The organism is Maribacter litoralis (genome assembly GCF_003075045.1).
Taxonomy (GTDB): domain Bacteria; phylum Bacteroidota; class Bacteroidia; order Flavobacteriales; family Flavobacteriaceae; genus Maribacter; species Maribacter litoralis.
Genome location: NZ_QCZD01000001.1, coordinates 514,235 through 532,217, shown reverse-complemented (window position 1 = coordinate 532,217; position 17,983 = coordinate 514,235). Strand labels below are relative to the sequence as shown.

The window sequence follows — 17,983 nt, the reverse complement described above, 5'->3', positions numbered from 1 at the left end:
TATGAAAGCAAAAATTGAAGCACTAAGAAAAGAATTACGCGAGCATAACCATAATTACTATGTGTTGGATAACCCGACCATTTCAGATTATGAATTTGATATGAAATTGAAAGAATTACAGGATTTGGAGGCAAAACATCCGGAATTCTATGATGCCAGTTCACCATCTCTGCGTGTAGGAGGTATGATTACCAAGAACTTTGCAACCGTAGTTCATGAACACAGAATGTATTCTTTAGATAATTCATATTCAAAGGAGGATATAGAAGATTGGGAAAAACGAATTCAGCGTAATTTGGGTGATGTGCCCGTTGCGTTTACATGTGAGTTAAAATATGATGGAGCATCTATCAGTATAACTTATGAAAATGGGAAACTGGTAAAGGCGGTAACGCGTGGTGACGGAATACAAGGCGATGATGTTACGAATAATATCAAAACCATTAAATCTGTTCCACTACAGTTAAAAGGTGATTATCCGGATAAATTTGATATTCGTGGAGAAATTGTTCTTCCGTTTGATGGGTTCTTAAAAATGAATGAAGATCGTATAGCAAATGGCGAAGACCCATATATGAATCCTAGAAATACGGCATCTGGTAGTTTAAAGCTTCAAGATAGTAGTGCCGTGGCTCAAAGACCTTTAGATTGTTTGTTGTATAGTATTGTGGGTAGAAATCTTAATATAGATTCCCAATATCATATGTTGGAGAAAGCCCGTGAATGGGGCTTTAAGGTACCTACTGTCGCAAAGCTCTGCAAAACTACAGATGAAGTTATGGCATTTGTTGAAGAATGGGATGTAAAGCGCCATGAGTTGCCGTATGAAACAGACGGAGTTGTAATTAAGGTAAACAGTCTTCAATATCAAGAAGAATTAGGTTTTACCTCAAAAGCTCCTAGATGGGCAATGGCATATAAGTTTAAGGCAGAACAGGTATTTACGACCTTAAATGAGATTACATATCAAGTTGGTAGAACAGGTGCAATTACCCCCGTAGCCAATTTAGAACCTGTATTATTGGCTGGTACAACGGTAAAAAGAGCTTCGCTACACAATGCAGACCAAATTGAAAAATTGGATATTAGGGTAGGCGATACCGTATTTGTAGAAAAAGGGGGAGAGATTATACCAAAAATTATAGCGGTAGATTTAACCAAAAGACCTGTAGATTCAAAACCAACGGAGTATATACATCAATGTCCCGAATGTGGAACGGAACTTACCCGCACAGAAGGAGATGCCAAACATTACTGTCCTAATGAATATGGTTGTCCGCCACAGATAACCGGTCGTATTCAGCATTTTATCTCTAGAAAGGCAATGGATATTGAAGGTTTAGGTGGTGAGACGGTAGAATTGCTATTTAAAGAAGGGTTAATAGATGATTATGCCGATTTGTATAAACTCACCAAAGAAGATGTTTTACCATTAGATCGAATGGCAGAGAAGTCCGCCGAGAATTTGGTGAAAGGGGTATCAGAATCGGTTAACGTACCTTTTGAACGTGTTCTGTTCGCTTTAGGTATTCGCTTTGTTGGTGAAACCGTAGCAAAGAAGCTGGCAAAGGCGTATAAGAATATAGATGCTTTAAAAGCAGCTGACTTGGAGCATTTGACTTCGGTAGATGAAATAGGGGAACGCATAGCACAAAGTGTGATCGATTTTTTTGCGAACCAAAAAAATATAGATGCTATTGAAAGATTACGTAGTTATGGCGTACAATTGTCTATATCAGAAGAAAAGTTACAAAATCAGACCGATACTTTGGCTGGGAAAACCTTCGTGGTTTCGGGGGTATTTGAGATTTTAAGTAGAGATGAGCTTAAAAAGAAAATTGAAGATAATGGCGGTAAGGTAGGATCATCTATATCTTCCAAGACTTCTTTTTTAATTGCAGGAGATAAAATGGGACCTAGCAAGCGTACAAAAGCAGAGAAGCTTGAAATTCCGATTATAAGTGAACAAGATTTTATTAATATGTTAGCATAAACAACTATGGATATTTTTACAATAATTTCGGTACTAGTATTTCTTTCGGCCATTTTTGGCTATATAAATGCAAGATTTCTAAAACTACCCAACAGTATAGGTTTAATGCTTATTACCATAGTGTTTACCTTGGCGGTGTTTGCCATTGGTTACGTTGATGATACATTGATCAATGCAGAACGTTATATCATAACCCAGATAGATTTTAAATCGGTTCTACTGGATATCATGTTGAGTTTTCTGTTATTCGCAGGAGCGCTACATACTAATTTTGAACAACTAAAAGTACAACGATGGCCAATATTGGTGTTTTCAACTCTTGGTGTATTGGTTTCTACTTTTTTAGTAGGTACAAGCATGTATTACCTCCTGCAATTGTTGGATATGAATATCAATTTTATTTATTGCTTGCTCTTTGGTTCTTTGATTTCACCAACAGATCCAATTGCTGTATTGGGCATATTGAAAAAGGCGGGTGCGCCAAAACAATTGGAAACAAAAATAGTTGGGGAATCATTGTTTAATGACGGAGTAGGGGTTGTGGTGTTTTTAACCATATTTCAATTGGCATCGGCTACCGAAGTTGCGGTTTCTCCATTAGATATCATTGAACTATTTGGTGTAGAGGTTATAGGTGGTTTAGCATTGGGTCTCGCATTAGGTTGGGGAACGTACAAGTTAATGCGGTCTATAGATGATTATGATATAGAGGTAATCATCACTTTGGCAACCGTAATGGTTGGTACTTTAATAGCTCAGAAATTTCATTTATCTGCCCCCTTGGCAATGGTGGCAGCAGGGTTGGTAGTAGGTAATGATACGGTGCGCAATTCGGCAATGTCAAAGACTACCGAGACCTATGTAGATAAATTTTGGGAACTTCTAGATATTCTTTTAAATACGTTGTTATTTGTGCTGATCGGGATGGAAATGTTGGTGCTGAGCTTTGAAACGGAATATGTTATTGCAGGACTGTTGGCAATTCCTCTAGTATTACTATGTCGCTATTTATCCTTATTGACTCCTATTAAATTTTTTGAGAAAAAGCTAGACTTTGTAAAAGGAACTACTTTGGTAATGACTTGGGGCGGATTACGTGGCGGTATCTCTATTGCCCTGGCTTTAGGGCTATCTGAGGACATGCATAGAGATGCATTTTTGGTCATCACCTACATTGTTGTGGTATTCTCTATTATCGGACAAGGCTTAACTGTTGAAAAACTTATTAAACGTGTGGTAAAATGATACCAAAGACCTATTTTGAATTTGAAAAGAGTTTAGAACTATCCACTGTTCCAAAAGAATGGTCGGACGGACTAAAAGCAGCTTGGTATGATGCCAAGGGAAATTGGGAAGCTTCTCATAACATAGCACAGGATATGCATAATACTTTAGGTAGTTGGTTGCATGCTTATTTGCACAGAAAAGAAGGCGACCGTTTTAATGCAGGATATTGGTATCGTTTGGCGAATAAAGAATATCCCACAATTACCTTAGACGAAGAGCTTAAGGTAATTGTGGAGTATATTATTCAAAATTAAATTGAGTTACTAATTTGTTTCTTCCAATGATACTACGTGAGTAAACTCCGCGCTTCCTTTAGAGTCTTTAGCTTTCACTTTAATAACAGCATCTCCATTAAAATCTGAATTAAATTTAATGGTAGCAATAGATTTTAAAGTAGAATCAGTTGCGCTTTCTTCAATATTAATAATTTCCATACTTCCAGATTCAATAGTCCATGTGATAGTTGCTACACGAGCATTAAACTCCGTAGCGAATGTAATTGTTTCATTAGGTAATGCAAAGTCTGTACCATTGAAACAAACTTTAGTGCTTGTAGTAGAAAAATCACCTAAATCACAAGAGGTAAAACTTTTTGGGTTTAAGCTTGCCTCGTTATCATCATCATCACTAGAACATGAAAATTGAAAAATTACTAACGCGGCTAACAGTAAAAAATTTAATGGTTTATTCATTGTTGGTTGTTATTAAAGATAAATCAGTATTACTTAATTAGTAAGGATATAACAACTCTAAAATAGGAAAATTAGTACTTTATATAGCTTTTTAACTGTTAAAATTTCTGGATGTTAGTGGGTTCTGAATTTAAAGGTGGTAATTTCCATTTTGGACTACCATTTTAGAAAATTCGCAAAGTACTTCAAGTGAATTAACTTGAACTTTGCAGTATGAAAAAAATATCAAACTTCGGAATATTTACACTGCTGTTAATAAGCAGTTTAACGATAATGGTGGGTACGGTAATTGCACCATCGTAATCAGGAATTATACAACATAAAGATTTAGGTTTTTCACCCAGTTGGTTAATAACATTGCCTTCATTGGGTGTAGTCGTTTTTGCTCCTTTAATAGGTTGGTTGTTGAATAAGATGAGCCCTCTTAAGTTGCTCGCATATGGACTAATTCCTTATGCTGTTTTGGGGTTAATAGGTGCTTTTATAGACAATCAATACCTTTTAATTTTAGATCGCTTTCTTCTAGGTGCCGCGACCGTGGCAATACAAGTTTCGGTCACCGCATACATAGCTGCACAATATGAAGGTGAAGCACGTATGAAAATGATTGCTTGGCAAGGGATGGCAATAGAGTTAGGCGGAGTTGTTTTTTTGGCAATAGGTGGTGTTTTAGGTGAAATGTTCTGGCAATATCCCTTTTATATTTATCTAATTGCATTAGTATGTCTTTTGTTGGTTTTTAAAACCTTACCAAAAATTGAAGAATCCGTTAGAGAAAAGGAAATTTCTGCTGAGGTTACTACAAAGGAAAAACTTAAAACACGAATAATAATAGCTTCCTCTTTACTGGCAATGATGTTATTTTTTATAGGCTTTGTAACCCTACCATTGTATCTGCCAACAAATTTTGGTTTTAGTGAATCTGAAACAGGATATCTTATGGCGTTCATTTCTGTTATTGCTATTATTACTGCAAGTCAAATGCCTAGAATGGTTAAATTGTTAGGAGATGGAAAGACGGTGACTTTAGGTTTTGTTTTTTTTATGTTTGGCTATATAGTTCTTGCTTTGGCTACAAGTGTACCCTTCTTAATTCTGACAGCTATATGTATTGGCATAGGATTTGGGTTTACCATTCCACTTTTAAACCATATGACCATTGAGGTTAGTAATAGTCAAAACCAGGGAAAAAATTTAGGGTTGTTTTCTATGGCAGTCTTTGGAGGGCAATTCTTGTCAACCTTTATAGAATATATTTCTAAAAATTATATGGCGGTCTATGGGGTGGCTGCTGCTTTGGCATTGGTAATTGCATTGGTAATGTATTATCAATTTCAAAAAGCAAGCAAAGACTAGTATTGTTTGAATTCTTTTTACTTTTATGGCTTACCATGAAAGTAAAAGAATTTGCATACCTGGAAAACCAAAATTAAGATTGATTTAAAATACGATTCGAAAACTGAATTGTCGCATAACTCAATGGGTATTTATTTTGAATATATTCAAGAAAGTACCGTTGTAGTGTACTTTAAGCCCTTAAACGAGCAATTTAACATGAACTTAAATGTAGGTTCTAAGGGTGTTTTATTGAATTTTGAACGCGATTTAATAGATGAAGATGATATTGAGTATTCGTTAGATGTGATGTCGCTCTTCAATAAATACCCTAAATTTCAAATTAAGGATGTTAAAAAGGTAGAACAGATCAAAAAGTTGATTGAGTTGCTGAAGGAGGAATATTATAGTGATACGGTATCTTATATTATGCTTAAGACATTGTTGAAAGTTCTTTTATTGCATTTAATAAGATTTCAGAACAATGAACTATTACCACAAGACATTCAACAGAAAAGAGTTTTTCAGTTTTTAGAGTTGATGGAAATTAATTTTTTGAATGAAACCAGCGCAGAGTTTTATGCAAATAAGTTAGGCATAAGTACTAAACGATTGAATCAAGTTTTACAAGATAAGTTGAGCCTTACCGCTAAACAGATTATTCAGCAGCGTCAGATTACCGAAGCTAAGCGAAAACTTATTAAAAGTGAAATTACTACCAAAGAATTAGCTTTTGAATTGGGATTTGAATCTATCAGTAGCTTTTCCCGTTTTTTTAAGAAAAATGTAGGTGTAAGTCCAACGGTATTCAAATCTCAGCAACACTCATAATTACTACGGATTAACTAAAAAAAATCGGAACCAATTTATGGCTCCGATTGTAAAACTTCCTAAAAAGGGAGATTAAACCATTTTAAAATCAAGTAGAATTTTACCTTCAATAGATGCTTGTAAATGGTCACCTTTAAAGATTTCACCTGCACCAATTGCGGGTGTTCCCGTAAATATCAGGTCACCGGGGTTTAAGGTCATAAAAGTGGATACAAAACTTATGATTTCTGCAAAATTATAAATGATGTAGCCAGTATTGCCAACTTGCTTTTTTTCGCCATTAATAACCAAGTCAAAATTAATATTGTCCAGTTCTGGAAATTCCGAAATTGGTTTAAAACCTGAAATTGGCGAAGCACCATCAAAACCTTTTGCCAAAGCCCATGGTCCTTTCTTGTCTCTACTGGCGGTAAGCACATCTTTTGCGGTATAATCTATACCGATACCTATTTCAGAGATGTATGAATTTGCTTCCTCTTCAGATACATTTTTAGCCATTTTTCCAATTTTAACCACCAATTCTACTTCGTAGATGAGCTGATTGGTAAGAGCAGGGAATTCAACATCTTTACTATCTGTAACCAATGAAGAATCTGGTTTCGTGAAAATGAGTTGTACATCATTTTTTAAATCATCTATTTCAGATTTATCTAAAACATAGTTTTTGCCAATGCCTATAATTTTCATTACTGTGGTGTTAGTGTATTATTTATAATGGAGTGAAATTAATGATTTAATCAAGTGTAGTAAGTTCTTTTTATTGAAATCACAAGAATCTATATTTTTGTTTTAAGACTCTTAGTTATAATCAGATTATTTAATGATCTGTAACTCTTTTAGTGCAGCAAGAGTAACCTCTTTTCTTGTTTGTATAAAATCACTTAGGTCTAAATTGTTATTAGTACGTTCTAAATTGGTGGCAAAGAAATAAACATCGTTGCCCACTTCTATATACCCAACGAACCACCCGTTATATTGTTCGTTACTTATAGATAATCCTGTTTTTCCACTGAGTGTATAATTTTCGGTATCGATCACCATTATTTGCTTTACAATTTTTTGGGTTCTAACAGATATAGGCAGTTGACCACTATAAAATCGTTTTAAAAAATCTATCTGTTGCATTTGATTTATTCTAGATTCGCCTTCTAACCAAAAATTGGAAATATTGTTACTATCAATTTTTAAATCTCCATATTCAATCTTTTTTACATACTCGTTCATTCGCTGAGGTCCAATTTTGGTTGCAACCTGTTGATAGCACGGAACACAAGAATACTGAAAGGCATCACGTAGAATTAAATCTTGTTCCCAAAGGTCTAGCCATCTTTCTTGACCATCCCATTTAAAAATGGTGCTATCATTTTTTATTACTCCCGTTTCTAAACCAATTATGGTATTGGCGATTTTAAAGGTTGATGCTGGTAATTTTCCTTGTTTGGTCCAATTAAAATCATTTGAATAGAAATTATTTCTGTGCAGGTCGTATATTATAATTGCACCATTAACATTAGCAGAATCAATTATAGTTTGAAATTCAGACTTTATTATTTTGTTTTCTTCTGATTTTGATAAATTAGTTTTATGTTGTTGCCTACAAGAAGATATAGATAAGATTAAAAATAGTAGTAAATATAATTTCATAAAGCTAATGCCTGTATTGAATGGTGATGATTTAAATATAAGTATATAGGTATTTAATTATTTACTGTAAATGTTTAAAAATTAAATGTAAGGCAATAAAAAAGCGACAGTGAATAACCATTGCCGCCAAATAAAATAAAACGTACTAATACCTTTTGTATGGTGATTAGTATAAACTTCCCATTGCTTCTATTTTCTTTTCTAGATATTCTTCTTTACTATTTTTCAATTGGTTTTGCTTTGCTAAAGCCGTCAACTTAAGATTGTTTTTAATAGAGAATTTGAGCTTCATATATTTCTCTTGTAAAACACCAAGATGATCATCGAGTCCTTGAGAGTGAATGTTTAAGTGCATAATAATTGAGTTTAGATGAATTTCTAAGTTAAAAATTAATTGACTGATAATCATTTATTTATAAATAAATAGGCTCTAGGTAGTTGATTAATGCGAATATGATTTTTTCGTATAACTTAAATTGTGTTTCTCGTAAATTTAGTCCGCTATTTTTACGCTGTTGATTATTGTAGGACTGGAATTTATAGTTAGGTAGAGTTTGAAAATAATATAGATTTATAACACCTTCCTAAAACAAACACTATTAGCCATGTGCTCGTACGGAGGGTAATTTTTGATAATTGTGTAATTATTCTTTTTATAAAGTGCAATGGCTTCTGGCTGGCGCAATCCTGTTTCAAGAACGGTATTAGAATAATTCAATTCTTTTGCCCAGCTTTCTAGGGCCAATAACAGTCGAGAAGCTAAACCTTTACCACGGTGCTCTGGTAAAACATACATACGTTTAATTTCAACAGCCACTTTGTTATACTGCTTAAAGGCACCACAAGCAACGGGATTGTCATCAGCGTACAGTACAACACAGTTGTTTAGTTGTTCAATACCATTGAACTGTGCGTAGAAAGCATTGTCTTCACCATCTCGCTCAGCTAAATCGGCATCTAAAAGTGCCACCAGATTTTTGAAATGTGTATTGTCGCTAGATGTACGAATGATCGTTGTCATATTCAGTCTTAAAATTAGACCTTAATTGTATATCCATTAGCTGTGGTCGTTGTATTGTCAAAATAAAAATCAATTCTACCTAGATTTACTCCAAAACATCCTACCTGATTTACAAGAACATCTCGTTCGGCAGCGTTACTGATGACGGTTGGTTTATCTAAAAAGGTATGTGTGTGCCCACCAATAATCAAATCTGTATATTTCGTTTTTTTAGCGAGCTTTAGATCATCTGGTTTTTGGCTACGGTATTCATATCCTAAGTGGGAGAGGCATATAACCAAATCACATTTTTCTTCTTCTTTCAATTTTGTTTCCATATCGGTCGCTAACTCATATGGATCAAGAAATACGGTTTCTTTATAAAGTTGTTTGGTAACTAAACCTGCTAATTGAATACCTAATCCGTATACGCCAACTTTTATTCCGTCTTTTTCATAAACCTTATAAGTTTGAGTTAATCCATCTAAAACGGTATTGGAAAAATCGTAATTCGCACTGATAAAATTAAACTTAGCGTAGGGCATTTGGGCTAAAAGTCCGTCTATACCATTATCAAAATCATGATTTCCAATAGTGGTGGCATCATAATTAAGCATGCTCATTAATTTAAATTCTAGTTCTCCACCATAAAAATTGAAATAGGGTGTTCCTTGAAAGATATCTCCGGCATCAAAAAGAAAAGTGTTAGGGTTCTCTTTTCTAATACTATCGACCAAACCTGCTCTACGAGCTAACCCGCCCAACCCAGGAAAATTTGCATGGTCATTGGGGAAGGCATCTACATGGCTGTGTACATCGTTGGTATGTAAAATGGTAATGTGTTTTTTTGTGGCAACGTTGCAAGAATTTAAGCTAAGTCCACCCAAAGTCAACAAACCAGATGTTGCAGCTGTATTTTTTATAAATTTTCTTCTTTCCATTTTACTGTAATTGATAATATCTTAGATCTACTTTTGGGGCTAGTGTATCCACTTTAGAAAAGAAATCTATCATGGCATTTCTTATTTTGTAATCGGATTCCGTTTTTGAAATGGCATCTTTAAAAAAGCCCATATTATCGCCACCGGTAACTAAATAATCTGAAGTTGCTATATAATAGGATTTGTTTTTATCTAATGGTTTTCCACCTACGGTAAATGTATTAACGGTGTTATCGTTATTTAAAATGATTTGTGCACCGGCTATTGGGTGGGCTCTTTTAGATTTAATTAAATAGTCTACCATTTTCATTAGTGAAGCACCTTTGAGCTCCACGACAACCACCGAGTTTTCAAAAGGCATTACCTCATAAGCGGTTCTGGAAGTAACGTTGCCTTTGGAGATAATTGAACGTATGCCGCCATGGTTCAATAAGACCATATCTATATTGTGACCAGTTAGTTTTTTGAATATAGAATTGGTTTCACTTAGAACTATATCCGCCATTAAATTACCAGCGGTAGTATTAAATTTTCCGTCACTTTTAGAGATTACGTATGGTGCATATGCCAGTGTGCTGTCTAAAATACTTTCTACCCTATCGTGATACGGTTGAATAAAATTTCGAATACTATCTACAGATGTAAAACTACTATCGATTGCTATTTGCTTGCCAGTCAGTTCAGTGAGGTGTTCGGGAGTGTTCTTACAAGATATTAAACTGATAATTGTTATAAATATAACATAATGTTTTATATTTAAAATACCAAAGTGTTTTAACTTCGCCATATGTTGCAGGGATATTATTTACATTTGTCTAAATGTAAAAATACATGTTTTTAAAAGGAATTAAGGACAAGTTTAAACGGAAATCTGGTCGTAAGATCTTAAAACAGTTGGTGACCTCGCCAATAACTGTAACACGAGAGAGTAAAGGAATACGTTCTGTAGGTTGTATTGTGGATCTAGATAAGTTCGAGAAATCTGAGGTGTTTTTTCAGTTTCAGGAAGAGTTGTCATTGCATCCAAATGCGGTTAAAATAATTGGATATAAGCGTTTTTACGATAAAAACTCGCCATATGCCACTCCGGTTTTTTCGGATAAGGATTTAGGATGGAACGGCGATATCGAAAACAGTTATGCCCTTGAATTTTTAGGGCGTGAATACGATCTTTTAGTGAACTATTATAACGAGGACAGCTTACTGTTAAATTTAATGTCGGTAAAGACAAGGGCTCGTTTAAAGGTAGGATTTAAAGAAGTTGGTCCTACTTATAATGATTTAATGTTAGATACGCCGTTAAAGGACTTTCAGATTTTTAAAAAAGAATTGAAAAAGTACTTGGGCATTTTTAAGGAGATTTAGTTATGAAGGAATTAAGAGGAGCAGGAGTAGCGTTGATAACGCCTTTTAAGGAAGATGGTACAGTAGATGTTGAAGCTCTTAGAAAAGTTGTTGCCTTTAATATAGAGGGTAATATAGACTATTTGGTGGTGTTGGGTACAACAGCTGAATCTGTTACGCTTTCAAAGACCGAAAAACAATTGGTAATGCGTACCGTAGAAGAAGCGAATGCAGGAGCACTCCCATTGGTAATAGGTGTAGGAGGAAATAATACGGCTGCATTGGTAGAAGAACTTCAAACCACCGATTTATCGGCATATGATGCCATCCTATCTGTATCACCATATTATAATAGACCCACCCAAGAAGGAATTTACCAACACTTTGCGGCACTTTCCAAAGCTTCTCCATTACCAATAATTCTTTATAATGTACCTGGCAGAACCGGTAGTAATATGCTGCCTGAAACTGTTGTTCGCTTGGCAAAGAAATTTGATAATATTGTTGCCGTTAAAGAAGCTTGTGGTGATATGACCCAGGTTCAAGAGTTGATTTCAAAAAGACCGGAAGGATTTTTAGTATTGTCTGGTGATGATATTACGGCATTACCAACAATTGTAGCGGGTGGCGATGGTGTAATTTCGGTAATAGGTCAAGGTTTGCCCGAAGAATTTTCTAAAATGGTAGATGAAGGTTTAAATGGAAATACCGAGGTTGCCTATAGTTACCATTATAAAATGCAAGAAGGTATGAAATTGATTTTTGAAGAAGGTAACCCTGCAGGTATTAAGGTAATCTTTGAATATTTGGGTATTGCAAAGCCTTTTGTGAGACTTCCTTTGATAGACGCATCAGATGCATTAAAGCATAGAATTGTATCATTTATGGAATCTATGATACGCATACCTGCATAAATATTCGTTAAATCTTCATTAGGTAGGGCATTCTTGTGGTTTAAAGCCTGTATTTTTATTGGATTAATTTGTTTTTTAAATCCATTGATAATCACTAATTTTGCAAAATGTTTTTTAAAATGAGGAGAGTTTTCCCAGTACTATTGATTGCCATTGCTTTACAATCTTGTAGCGAATACCAAAAGGTACTTAAGCACGATGATGTAAAAGCCAAATACGACATGGCAGAAACATTCTACGAAGAGGGCGATTTTAGAAGAGCGAATAGATTGCTTGAGCAAATTGCACCAAAATATGTAGGTAAGCCACAAGGGGAACGTGTTATGTTCTTTTTGTCCAACAGTTATTTTCAACGTGGCGATTACAATATGGCTGGTTACCAGTTTGAACGTTTCGTGAAATCCTATCCTAAAAGTGATAAGGCGGTAGAAGCTAATTTTTTAGGAGCTAAAAGTTACTATAAATTATCTCCCGAATATTCTTTGGATCAAACCGATACCGATAAGGCGTTGTTGAAATTACAGAATTTCATCAATACTTATTCTGAGTCCGAATATTTTGCCGAAGCAAATGCAATGGCACAAGAGTTGACCACTAAAAAAGAAAGAAAGGCCTTCGAAATATTAAAGCAATATAATAAGCTTGGCGAATTTAACTACGATATGCTTAAATCTGCTGTTGCTGCAAGCGATAACTTTGTAGCGGACAATCCTGGTTCTCCTTACAGGGAAGAGGCTATGTTCGTAAAAGTACAAGCGTTGACACATATGGCGGTCAATAGTTTTGAGCAATTAAAGGAAGAGCGTTTAAAAAAGGCGAGAGCGGCGCATTCCGCTTTAATGAAGCAGTTTCCGGAGTCTAAATTTGATAAGGAGGCAACAGATTTAATTGAAAAAATTGATAAAGAATTACAACGCATGCAAGCGCAGGTGGTTGAGTCAAAATAAATAATGTAATTATGAATATGAACGATTTAAAAAACTCTAAAGCATCAGTATCTACGGTAACCATTAATCGTAATGAGTTTGATCAGCCTACAGAAAATATATACGAGGCTATTTCAATTACTGCAAAACGTGCTATTCAGATCAATTCTGAAATCAAAAAAGAGCTTTTAGAAAAGTTAGAAGAATTTGCTACTTATAGCGATAGCTTAGAAGAGGTATTTGAGAATAAAGAGCAAATAGAGGTTTCTAAATTCTACGAAAAATTACCTAAGCCACACGCAATGGCGGTAGAAGAGTGGTTAATGGATAAAATTTACCACAGAAATACAGAAAAAGACGCTTAAGAAATATGTTGAACGGCAAAAATGTTCTTTTAGGAATAACTGGAGGCATTGCCGCTTATAAGACAACATTCTTAGTTCGTTTATTTATAAAAGCTGGCGCTAACGTTAAGGTTATACTTACCGATAGTGCCAGTTCTTTTGTTTCCCCACTTACCTTGGCCACATTGGCTAAAAATCCTGTTGTTCAAGATTTTGTTAAGTCCGAAGAAAATATGGTTGATTGGAACAACCATGTGGAAATGGGCTTATGGGCAGACTTAATGGTTATTGCACCTGCAACTGCCAATACCATGTCTAAAATGGTAAGCGGTAATTGCGACAACATTCTAATGGCTACATATTTATCGGCCAAATGTCCTGTGTACGTAGCACCGGCAATGGATCTGGATATGTATAAACATCCAAGTACAAAAAAATCTTTACACGAACTTGCTTCTTTTGGTAATTTGATTATTCCTGCCGCTAATGGAGAATTGGCAAGTGGTTTACATGGAGAAGGCAGAATGGCCGAGCCGGAAGAAATCATTGCATTTATCAAAAACAACATAACGCAAGGTTTGCCGTTATCTGGCAAGAAAGTTTTAATTACCGCAGGTCCAACGTATGAGGCAATTGATCCGGTTCGTTTTATAGGAAATCACTCTTCTGGTCTAATGGGCTTTGAGCTTGCCAAAACAGCGGCTAACCTAGGGGCAGAGGTGTTCTTGGTTACAGGACCAACCAAATTAACGGTTGCTCACGATAGCATTCATGTTATGAATGTTGTGTCTGCAGATGACATGTTTCAAAATGCGCAAAAGTACTTTGAAACATCGGATGTTGTAATATGTGCAGCAGCTGTGGCAGATTATAGACCTAAAACCGTTGCGGAACAAAAAATTAAAAAATCCGAAGAAAACCTTACTATTGAACTAGTAAAGAATGTCGATATTTTAAAGACATTCGGTGATCATAAAACCCATCAATTTTTAGTAGGCTTTGCCTTGGAGACCGAAAACGAGGTTGAAAATGCAAAAGGAAAACTAGCACGTAAAAATTTAGATGCTATTGTACTTAACTCTATGCGAGACAAAGGTGCGGGCTTTGGTGGCGATACCAATAAAATTTCATTTATAGATACCAATTCTAACATTACTGCGTTTGAACTAAAGACCAAGGCAGAAGTTGCCGTGGATATCTTCAATGAAATTATTAAAAGACGGTATGCGTAAAGCAATATTTTTATTTTTATTCAACCTTATTTGTTTTGTTTCGCTTGCACAAGAATTGAACTGTGCCGTAACAGTCAATTCAGATCAGCTTTCGCAAGGCGATCTTCAGGTTTTTAAAACTTTAGAGCGTTCATTGAATGATTTTGTAAACAAAACAAAATGGACCAACCGTGTTTATAAGGAAAATGAACGTGTAAATGCACAAATGTTCATTACCATAACCTCTTATGAGTCTAATGTTTTTAGTGGCAATATTCAAATTCAATCATCTAGACCGGTTTATAACACATCTTATTCCACGCCTGTTTTTAATTATAAGGACAACGCGTTTAATTTTCAATACATAGAGTTTCAGCCGTTGATATTTAATGAAAACCAGTTTGAGTCAAATTTGGTCAGCGTTATGGCGTATTACGTGTACGTAATTTTAGGTCTTGATGCCGATACTTTTTCTTTAGAGGGTGGAACGGAGTTTTACAGAAAAGCACAGAGTATTGTTACGCAAGCGCAAGGAAGTAATTCTGCCGGATGGAGCCAGTCTTCAGATTCTAACCGAAGTAGGTTTGAATTAATAGACAATCTACTTTCTAATACCTATAGGGAGTATCGTATTGCTATGTATAACTATCATAGAAAAGGTTTGGATATTTTACCTGATAACAATAGCACTGGAAAGCAGGTCATTGCAGGTACCATGAATTTGTTTCAGACCATGATCAATAGAAGACCTAACGCTTTTTTAATATCTACATTCTTTGATGCTAAATCTGAGGAGATAAAGAATATTTTCTCGGACGGACCAAAAGTAGATATCGTTAAGCTTAAGGAAACCTTAAATAAAATAGCACCATTATACGCCACTACTTGGAACGATATTAAGTATTGAACCATTTTACAAAACCGAATTATAGATTACCTTTGTGTATCTAAAATTCTAACGCGTGCTTTCAACCCTTACCATTTCTAATTACGCATTAATCGATAGTCTAGAAGTAGACTTTAATAAAGGTTTTACTGTTATTACAGGAGAAACAGGTGCCGGTAAGTCAATCTTATTGGGCGGTTTGTCCTTGGTTCTAGGTAAGCGGGCAGATTTAAGCTCATTAAGGCTTAAAGACCAGAAATGTATAATAGAAGGAACTTTTAAAATTGACACTTACGGACTCCAAAATTTCTTTGAGGAAAATGATTTGGATTACGAAGATAGTACCGTAATAAGGCGTGAAATTTTACCAAGTGGAAAATCTAGGGCATTTGTAAATGACACTCCGGTAACCTTAGGCGTTTTATCTGTTTTAGGTGAAAATTTAATAGATATTCATTCACAACATCAAACCATGCAGCTTACTGAAAATGATTTTCAGTTGAAATTGGTAGATGCGTTGGCAAACAATCAAAAGAGATTAGCTGAATATAGAAAAGGGTTAAAGATATTTCGCAAGGCTCAAAAAGAGCTTCAAGAGCTTGTTGAAGTACAGAGTACTGCGATTAAAGAGCAAGATTATAACACTTTTATGTTAGAGGAGCTTGAAAAAGCGCCGTTAAAAGAAGGTATTGTTGAATTGCTGGAAGAGGAGTATGAACAGTTGAACAATGTAGAATTGATCATGGAGCAATTATCCAAAGGAGATCAATTGTTCAATGATGAACAGATAGGTGTTTTGCCCTTAGTAGCAGAAATGCGCCAATCGTTTTCTAAGCTGATTGATTTCGGTGTTCATTATAAGGATTTGTACGAGCGTGTTCAGTCCGTATTAATAGAGCTAGATGATGTAAACGCTGAGCTACAGCGCTTACAAGATGGCGTAGAGGCAAACCCTGATCAATTGGAACAGGTTAATGGAAAGCTTCAACTATTATACGATCTTCTTAAAAAACATAACGCCAGTGATGTTTCGGAGCTGATTGAAATTAAGAACAAACTTGCTGATAAAGTTTTTGAAACAGCCGGTTTAGATGAAAAGATTGCATCTAAAACCAAGGAGATTCAAGAAATGGAAGCAGTTTTGAAGAAACAGGCAATAGCAATTCGTGAAAAACGAAATGCTGTAATTCCGCAATTGAAGAAAAAATTGGAATCGGACTTAAATTCGTTGGGTATGCCAAGTGCATCGTTTCAAATTAGTCTAAACGATACCGAAAACTTCAATACTACGGGTATGGATGAACTTTCATTTCTGTTTACCGCCAACAAAGGCGGTAATTATGGGGAGTTAAAGAAAGTGGCTTCAGGAGGTGAACTATCTAGAATTATGTTGGTAATAAAAGCATTGCTTGCCAAGTATGAAAAGCTGCCGACAATTATGTTCGATGAAATAGATACCGGGGTTTCTGGAGAAATATCAAACCGAATGGCAGATATTATGAAAGAAATGAGTGCAGACCTTCAGGTATTCTCCATTACGCATTTACCACAAGTGGCATCAAAAGGAAACCATCACTTTAAAGTCTATAAAACAGAAGGAGCTGAACGTACCATGACCAACCTGAAAGAACTGACCACAGAGGAAAGGGTAGTGGAATTAGCTCATATGTTAGGAGGAAAGGATTTATCCGATTCGGCATTGGCGCATGCAAAACAACTTTTAAATTAAGGGTTTTTACATCGTACTTCAATTTTGTTTTAACATATTTTAGATATCTTTGAATATTAAATCAAACAATAGAATTAACCATCATGGGATATAACTTATTAAAAGGAAAAAGGGGAATTATTTTTGGAGCATTAGACGAAAATTCTATTGCGTGGAAAACAGCACAAACTGTGCATGATGAAGGAGGTACTTTTGTATTGACGAATGCCCCAATTGCCATGAGAATGGGTCAAATAGATGAGTTGGCAAAGAAAACCGGTTCAGAAATTATTCCTGCAGATGCAACTAGTGTAGAAGATTTGGATAATTTGGTTGCAAAATCTGTCGAAATCTTAGGGGGAAAAATCGACTTTGTATTACACTCTATTGGTATGTCGGTCAACGTTCGTAAAGGTAGAGCGTATACAGATGAAAAATACGACTTTACTCAAAAAGGATGGGATGTTTCGGCATTGTCGTTTCATAAGGTTATGCAATCACTTTATAAGGCAGATGCTATGAATGAGTGGGGTAGTATAGTGGCATTAACATACATGGCTGCACAAAGAACTTTCCCAGATTATAATGATATGGCAGATAATAAAGCATACTTAGAGTCTGTAGCGCGTAGCTTTGGTTACTTCTTTGGTAAAGAAAAGAAAGTACGTGTAAATACCATTTCTCAATCGCCTACGGCAACTACAGCTGGTCAAGGTGTAAAGGGGTTTGATGGATTTATCAGTTATGCGGAAAAAATGTCTCCGTTGGGTAATGCCTCAGCTCAAGACTGTGCTGATTATACAGTAACATTATTTTCTGATCTAACAAGAAAAGTAACCATGCAGAACTTGTTTCACGATGGTGGTTTCTCAAATACAGGGGTTAGCCAAGAGGTGATAGAGAAATTTTAATCAATATTTTAATATT

General features: G+C 35.3%; 20 protein-coding genes. 13 read left to right on the top strand and 7 right to left on the bottom strand.

Features of this window, described 5'->3' with window-relative positions; translation table 11 throughout:
• Position 1 precedes the first annotated feature (1 nt).
• Genes ligA through DCS95_RS02540 form a run of 3 tightly spaced genes read left to right on the top strand, consistent with a single transcriptional unit; the run spans position 2 to position 3,534 of the window.
• Positions 2–1,993 carry an NAD-dependent DNA ligase LigA gene (gene ligA, locus DCS95_RS02550; protein WP_116769265.1) on the top strand — a complete coding sequence of 664 codons (1,992 nt, stop codon included), beginning with the start codon at positions 2–4 and terminating at the stop codon, positions 1,991–1,993.
• Between the two features lie 6 nt (positions 1,994–1,999).
• Positions 2,000–3,238 carry a cation:proton antiporter gene (locus DCS95_RS02545; RefSeq protein WP_116769264.1) on the top strand — a complete coding sequence of 413 codons (1,239 nt, stop codon included), beginning with the start codon at positions 2,000–2,002 and terminating at the stop codon, positions 3,236–3,238.
• Positions 3,235–3,534 (top strand): hypothetical protein, encoded by a 300-nt coding sequence (locus tag DCS95_RS02540; protein WP_116769263.1) that lies wholly within the window; start codon positions 3,235–3,237, stop codon positions 3,532–3,534. Before DCS95_RS02545 ends, DCS95_RS02540 begins: the two co-directional genes overlap by 4 nt.
• A 9-nt stretch (positions 3,535–3,543) precedes the next feature.
• On the opposite strand, the gene DCS95_RS02535 is transcribed toward DCS95_RS02540, so the two are convergent.
• The gene (locus DCS95_RS02535) at positions 3,544–3,972 is read right to left on the bottom strand and encodes a hypothetical protein (RefSeq protein ID WP_116769262.1); all 429 of its coding nucleotides are present in this window, start codon (positions 3,970–3,972) and stop codon (positions 3,544–3,546) included.
• Between the two features lie 309 nt (positions 3,973–4,281).
• On the opposite strand from DCS95_RS02535, the gene DCS95_RS02530 reads away from it, so the two are divergent.
• Both DCS95_RS02530 and DCS95_RS02525 read left to right on the top strand, forming a co-directional pair.
• Entirely contained in the window at positions 4,282–5,328 is a 1,047-nt protein-coding gene (locus DCS95_RS02530; RefSeq protein WP_341865182.1) for an MFS transporter, read from the top strand.
• A gap of 123 nt (positions 5,329–5,451) precedes the next feature.
• Complete coding sequence (locus tag DCS95_RS02525) at positions 5,452–6,138, top strand: helix-turn-helix domain-containing protein (RefSeq protein ID WP_116770127.1); 687 nt, start codon at positions 5,452–5,454, stop codon at positions 6,136–6,138.
• 72 nt (positions 6,139–6,210) lie between these two features.
• Here DCS95_RS02525 and DCS95_RS02520 read toward each other — a convergent pair whose 3' ends face one another.
• The 6 genes from DCS95_RS02520 to DCS95_RS02495 form a co-directional block, all read right to left on the bottom strand.
• Positions 6,211–6,825, bottom strand: a complete 615-nt coding sequence (locus DCS95_RS02520; protein ID WP_116769261.1) for a fumarylacetoacetate hydrolase family protein — start codon at positions 6,823–6,825, stop codon at positions 6,211–6,213.
• A gap of 126 nt (positions 6,826–6,951) precedes the next feature.
• The gene (gene blaOXA, locus DCS95_RS02515) at positions 6,952–7,782 is read right to left on the bottom strand and encodes a class D beta-lactamase (RefSeq protein WP_116769260.1); all 831 of its coding nucleotides are present in this window, start codon (positions 7,780–7,782) and stop codon (positions 6,952–6,954) included.
• A 166-nt stretch (positions 7,783–7,948) separates the two neighbouring features.
• Positions 7,949–8,137: a hypothetical protein gene (locus DCS95_RS02510; RefSeq protein ID WP_159304219.1), complete on the bottom strand. Its 189-nt coding sequence runs from the start codon at positions 8,135–8,137 to the stop codon at positions 7,949–7,951.
• Between the two features lie 216 nt (positions 8,138–8,353).
• On the bottom strand, positions 8,354–8,803 hold the full coding sequence (locus tag DCS95_RS02505) for a GNAT family N-acetyltransferase (RefSeq protein ID WP_116769258.1): 450 nt from the start codon (positions 8,801–8,803) through the stop codon (positions 8,354–8,356).
• Positions 8,804–8,817: 14 nt separating this feature from the next.
• On the bottom strand, positions 8,818–9,723 hold the full coding sequence (locus DCS95_RS02500) for a bifunctional metallophosphatase/5'-nucleotidase (RefSeq protein ID WP_116769257.1): 906 nt from the start codon (positions 9,721–9,723) through the stop codon (positions 8,818–8,820).
• 1 nt (position 9,724) lies between these two features.
• Positions 9,725–10,510, bottom strand: a complete 786-nt coding sequence (locus tag DCS95_RS02495; protein ID WP_116769256.1) for a 5'-nucleotidase C-terminal domain-containing protein — start codon at positions 10,508–10,510, stop codon at positions 9,725–9,727.
• Between the two features lie 44 nt (positions 10,511–10,554).
• On the opposite strand from DCS95_RS02495, the gene DCS95_RS02490 reads away from it, so the two are divergent.
• The 8 genes from DCS95_RS02490 (at position 10,555) to DCS95_RS02455 (ending at position 17,967) form a co-directional block, all read left to right on the top strand.
• Entirely contained in the window at positions 10,555–11,088 is a 534-nt protein-coding gene (locus tag DCS95_RS02490; RefSeq protein ID WP_116769255.1) for a DUF6913 domain-containing protein, read from the top strand.
• A 2-nt stretch (positions 11,089–11,090) separates the two neighbouring features.
• Positions 11,091–11,981: a 4-hydroxy-tetrahydrodipicolinate synthase gene (dapA, locus tag DCS95_RS02485; protein ID WP_116769254.1), complete on the top strand. Its 891-nt coding sequence runs from the start codon at positions 11,091–11,093 to the stop codon at positions 11,979–11,981.
• Positions 11,982–12,100: 119 nt separating this feature from the next.
• Positions 12,101–12,928 carry an outer membrane protein assembly factor BamD gene (locus DCS95_RS02480; protein WP_236564518.1) on the top strand — a complete coding sequence of 276 codons (828 nt, stop codon included), beginning with the start codon at positions 12,101–12,103 and terminating at the stop codon, positions 12,926–12,928.
• A 17-nt stretch (positions 12,929–12,945) separates the two neighbouring features.
• Positions 12,946–13,272 carry a DNA-directed RNA polymerase subunit omega gene (locus tag DCS95_RS02475; RefSeq protein WP_058104250.1) on the top strand — a complete coding sequence of 109 codons (327 nt, stop codon included), beginning with the start codon at positions 12,946–12,948 and terminating at the stop codon, positions 13,270–13,272.
• Positions 13,273–13,277: 5 nt separating this feature from the next.
• Positions 13,278–14,483, top strand: a complete 1,206-nt coding sequence (gene coaBC, locus DCS95_RS02470; protein WP_116769252.1) for a bifunctional phosphopantothenoylcysteine decarboxylase/phosphopantothenate--cysteine ligase CoaBC — start codon at positions 13,278–13,280, stop codon at positions 14,481–14,483.
• Positions 14,476–15,369: a type IX secretion system protein PorD gene (porD, locus tag DCS95_RS02465; protein WP_116770126.1), complete on the top strand. Its 894-nt coding sequence runs from the start codon at positions 14,476–14,478 to the stop codon at positions 15,367–15,369. Before coaBC ends, porD begins: the two co-directional genes overlap by 8 nt.
• Positions 15,370–15,424: 55 nt before the next feature.
• Positions 15,425–17,077 (top strand): DNA repair protein RecN, encoded by a 1,653-nt coding sequence (gene recN, locus DCS95_RS02460; protein WP_116769251.1) that lies wholly within the window; start codon positions 15,425–15,427, stop codon positions 17,075–17,077.
• Between the two features lie 83 nt (positions 17,078–17,160).
• Positions 17,161–17,967 carry an enoyl-ACP reductase FabI gene (locus DCS95_RS02455; protein ID WP_116769250.1) on the top strand — a complete coding sequence of 269 codons (807 nt, stop codon included), beginning with the start codon at positions 17,161–17,163 and terminating at the stop codon, positions 17,965–17,967.
• The last annotated feature ends 16 nt before the right edge of the window (positions 17,968–17,983 follow it).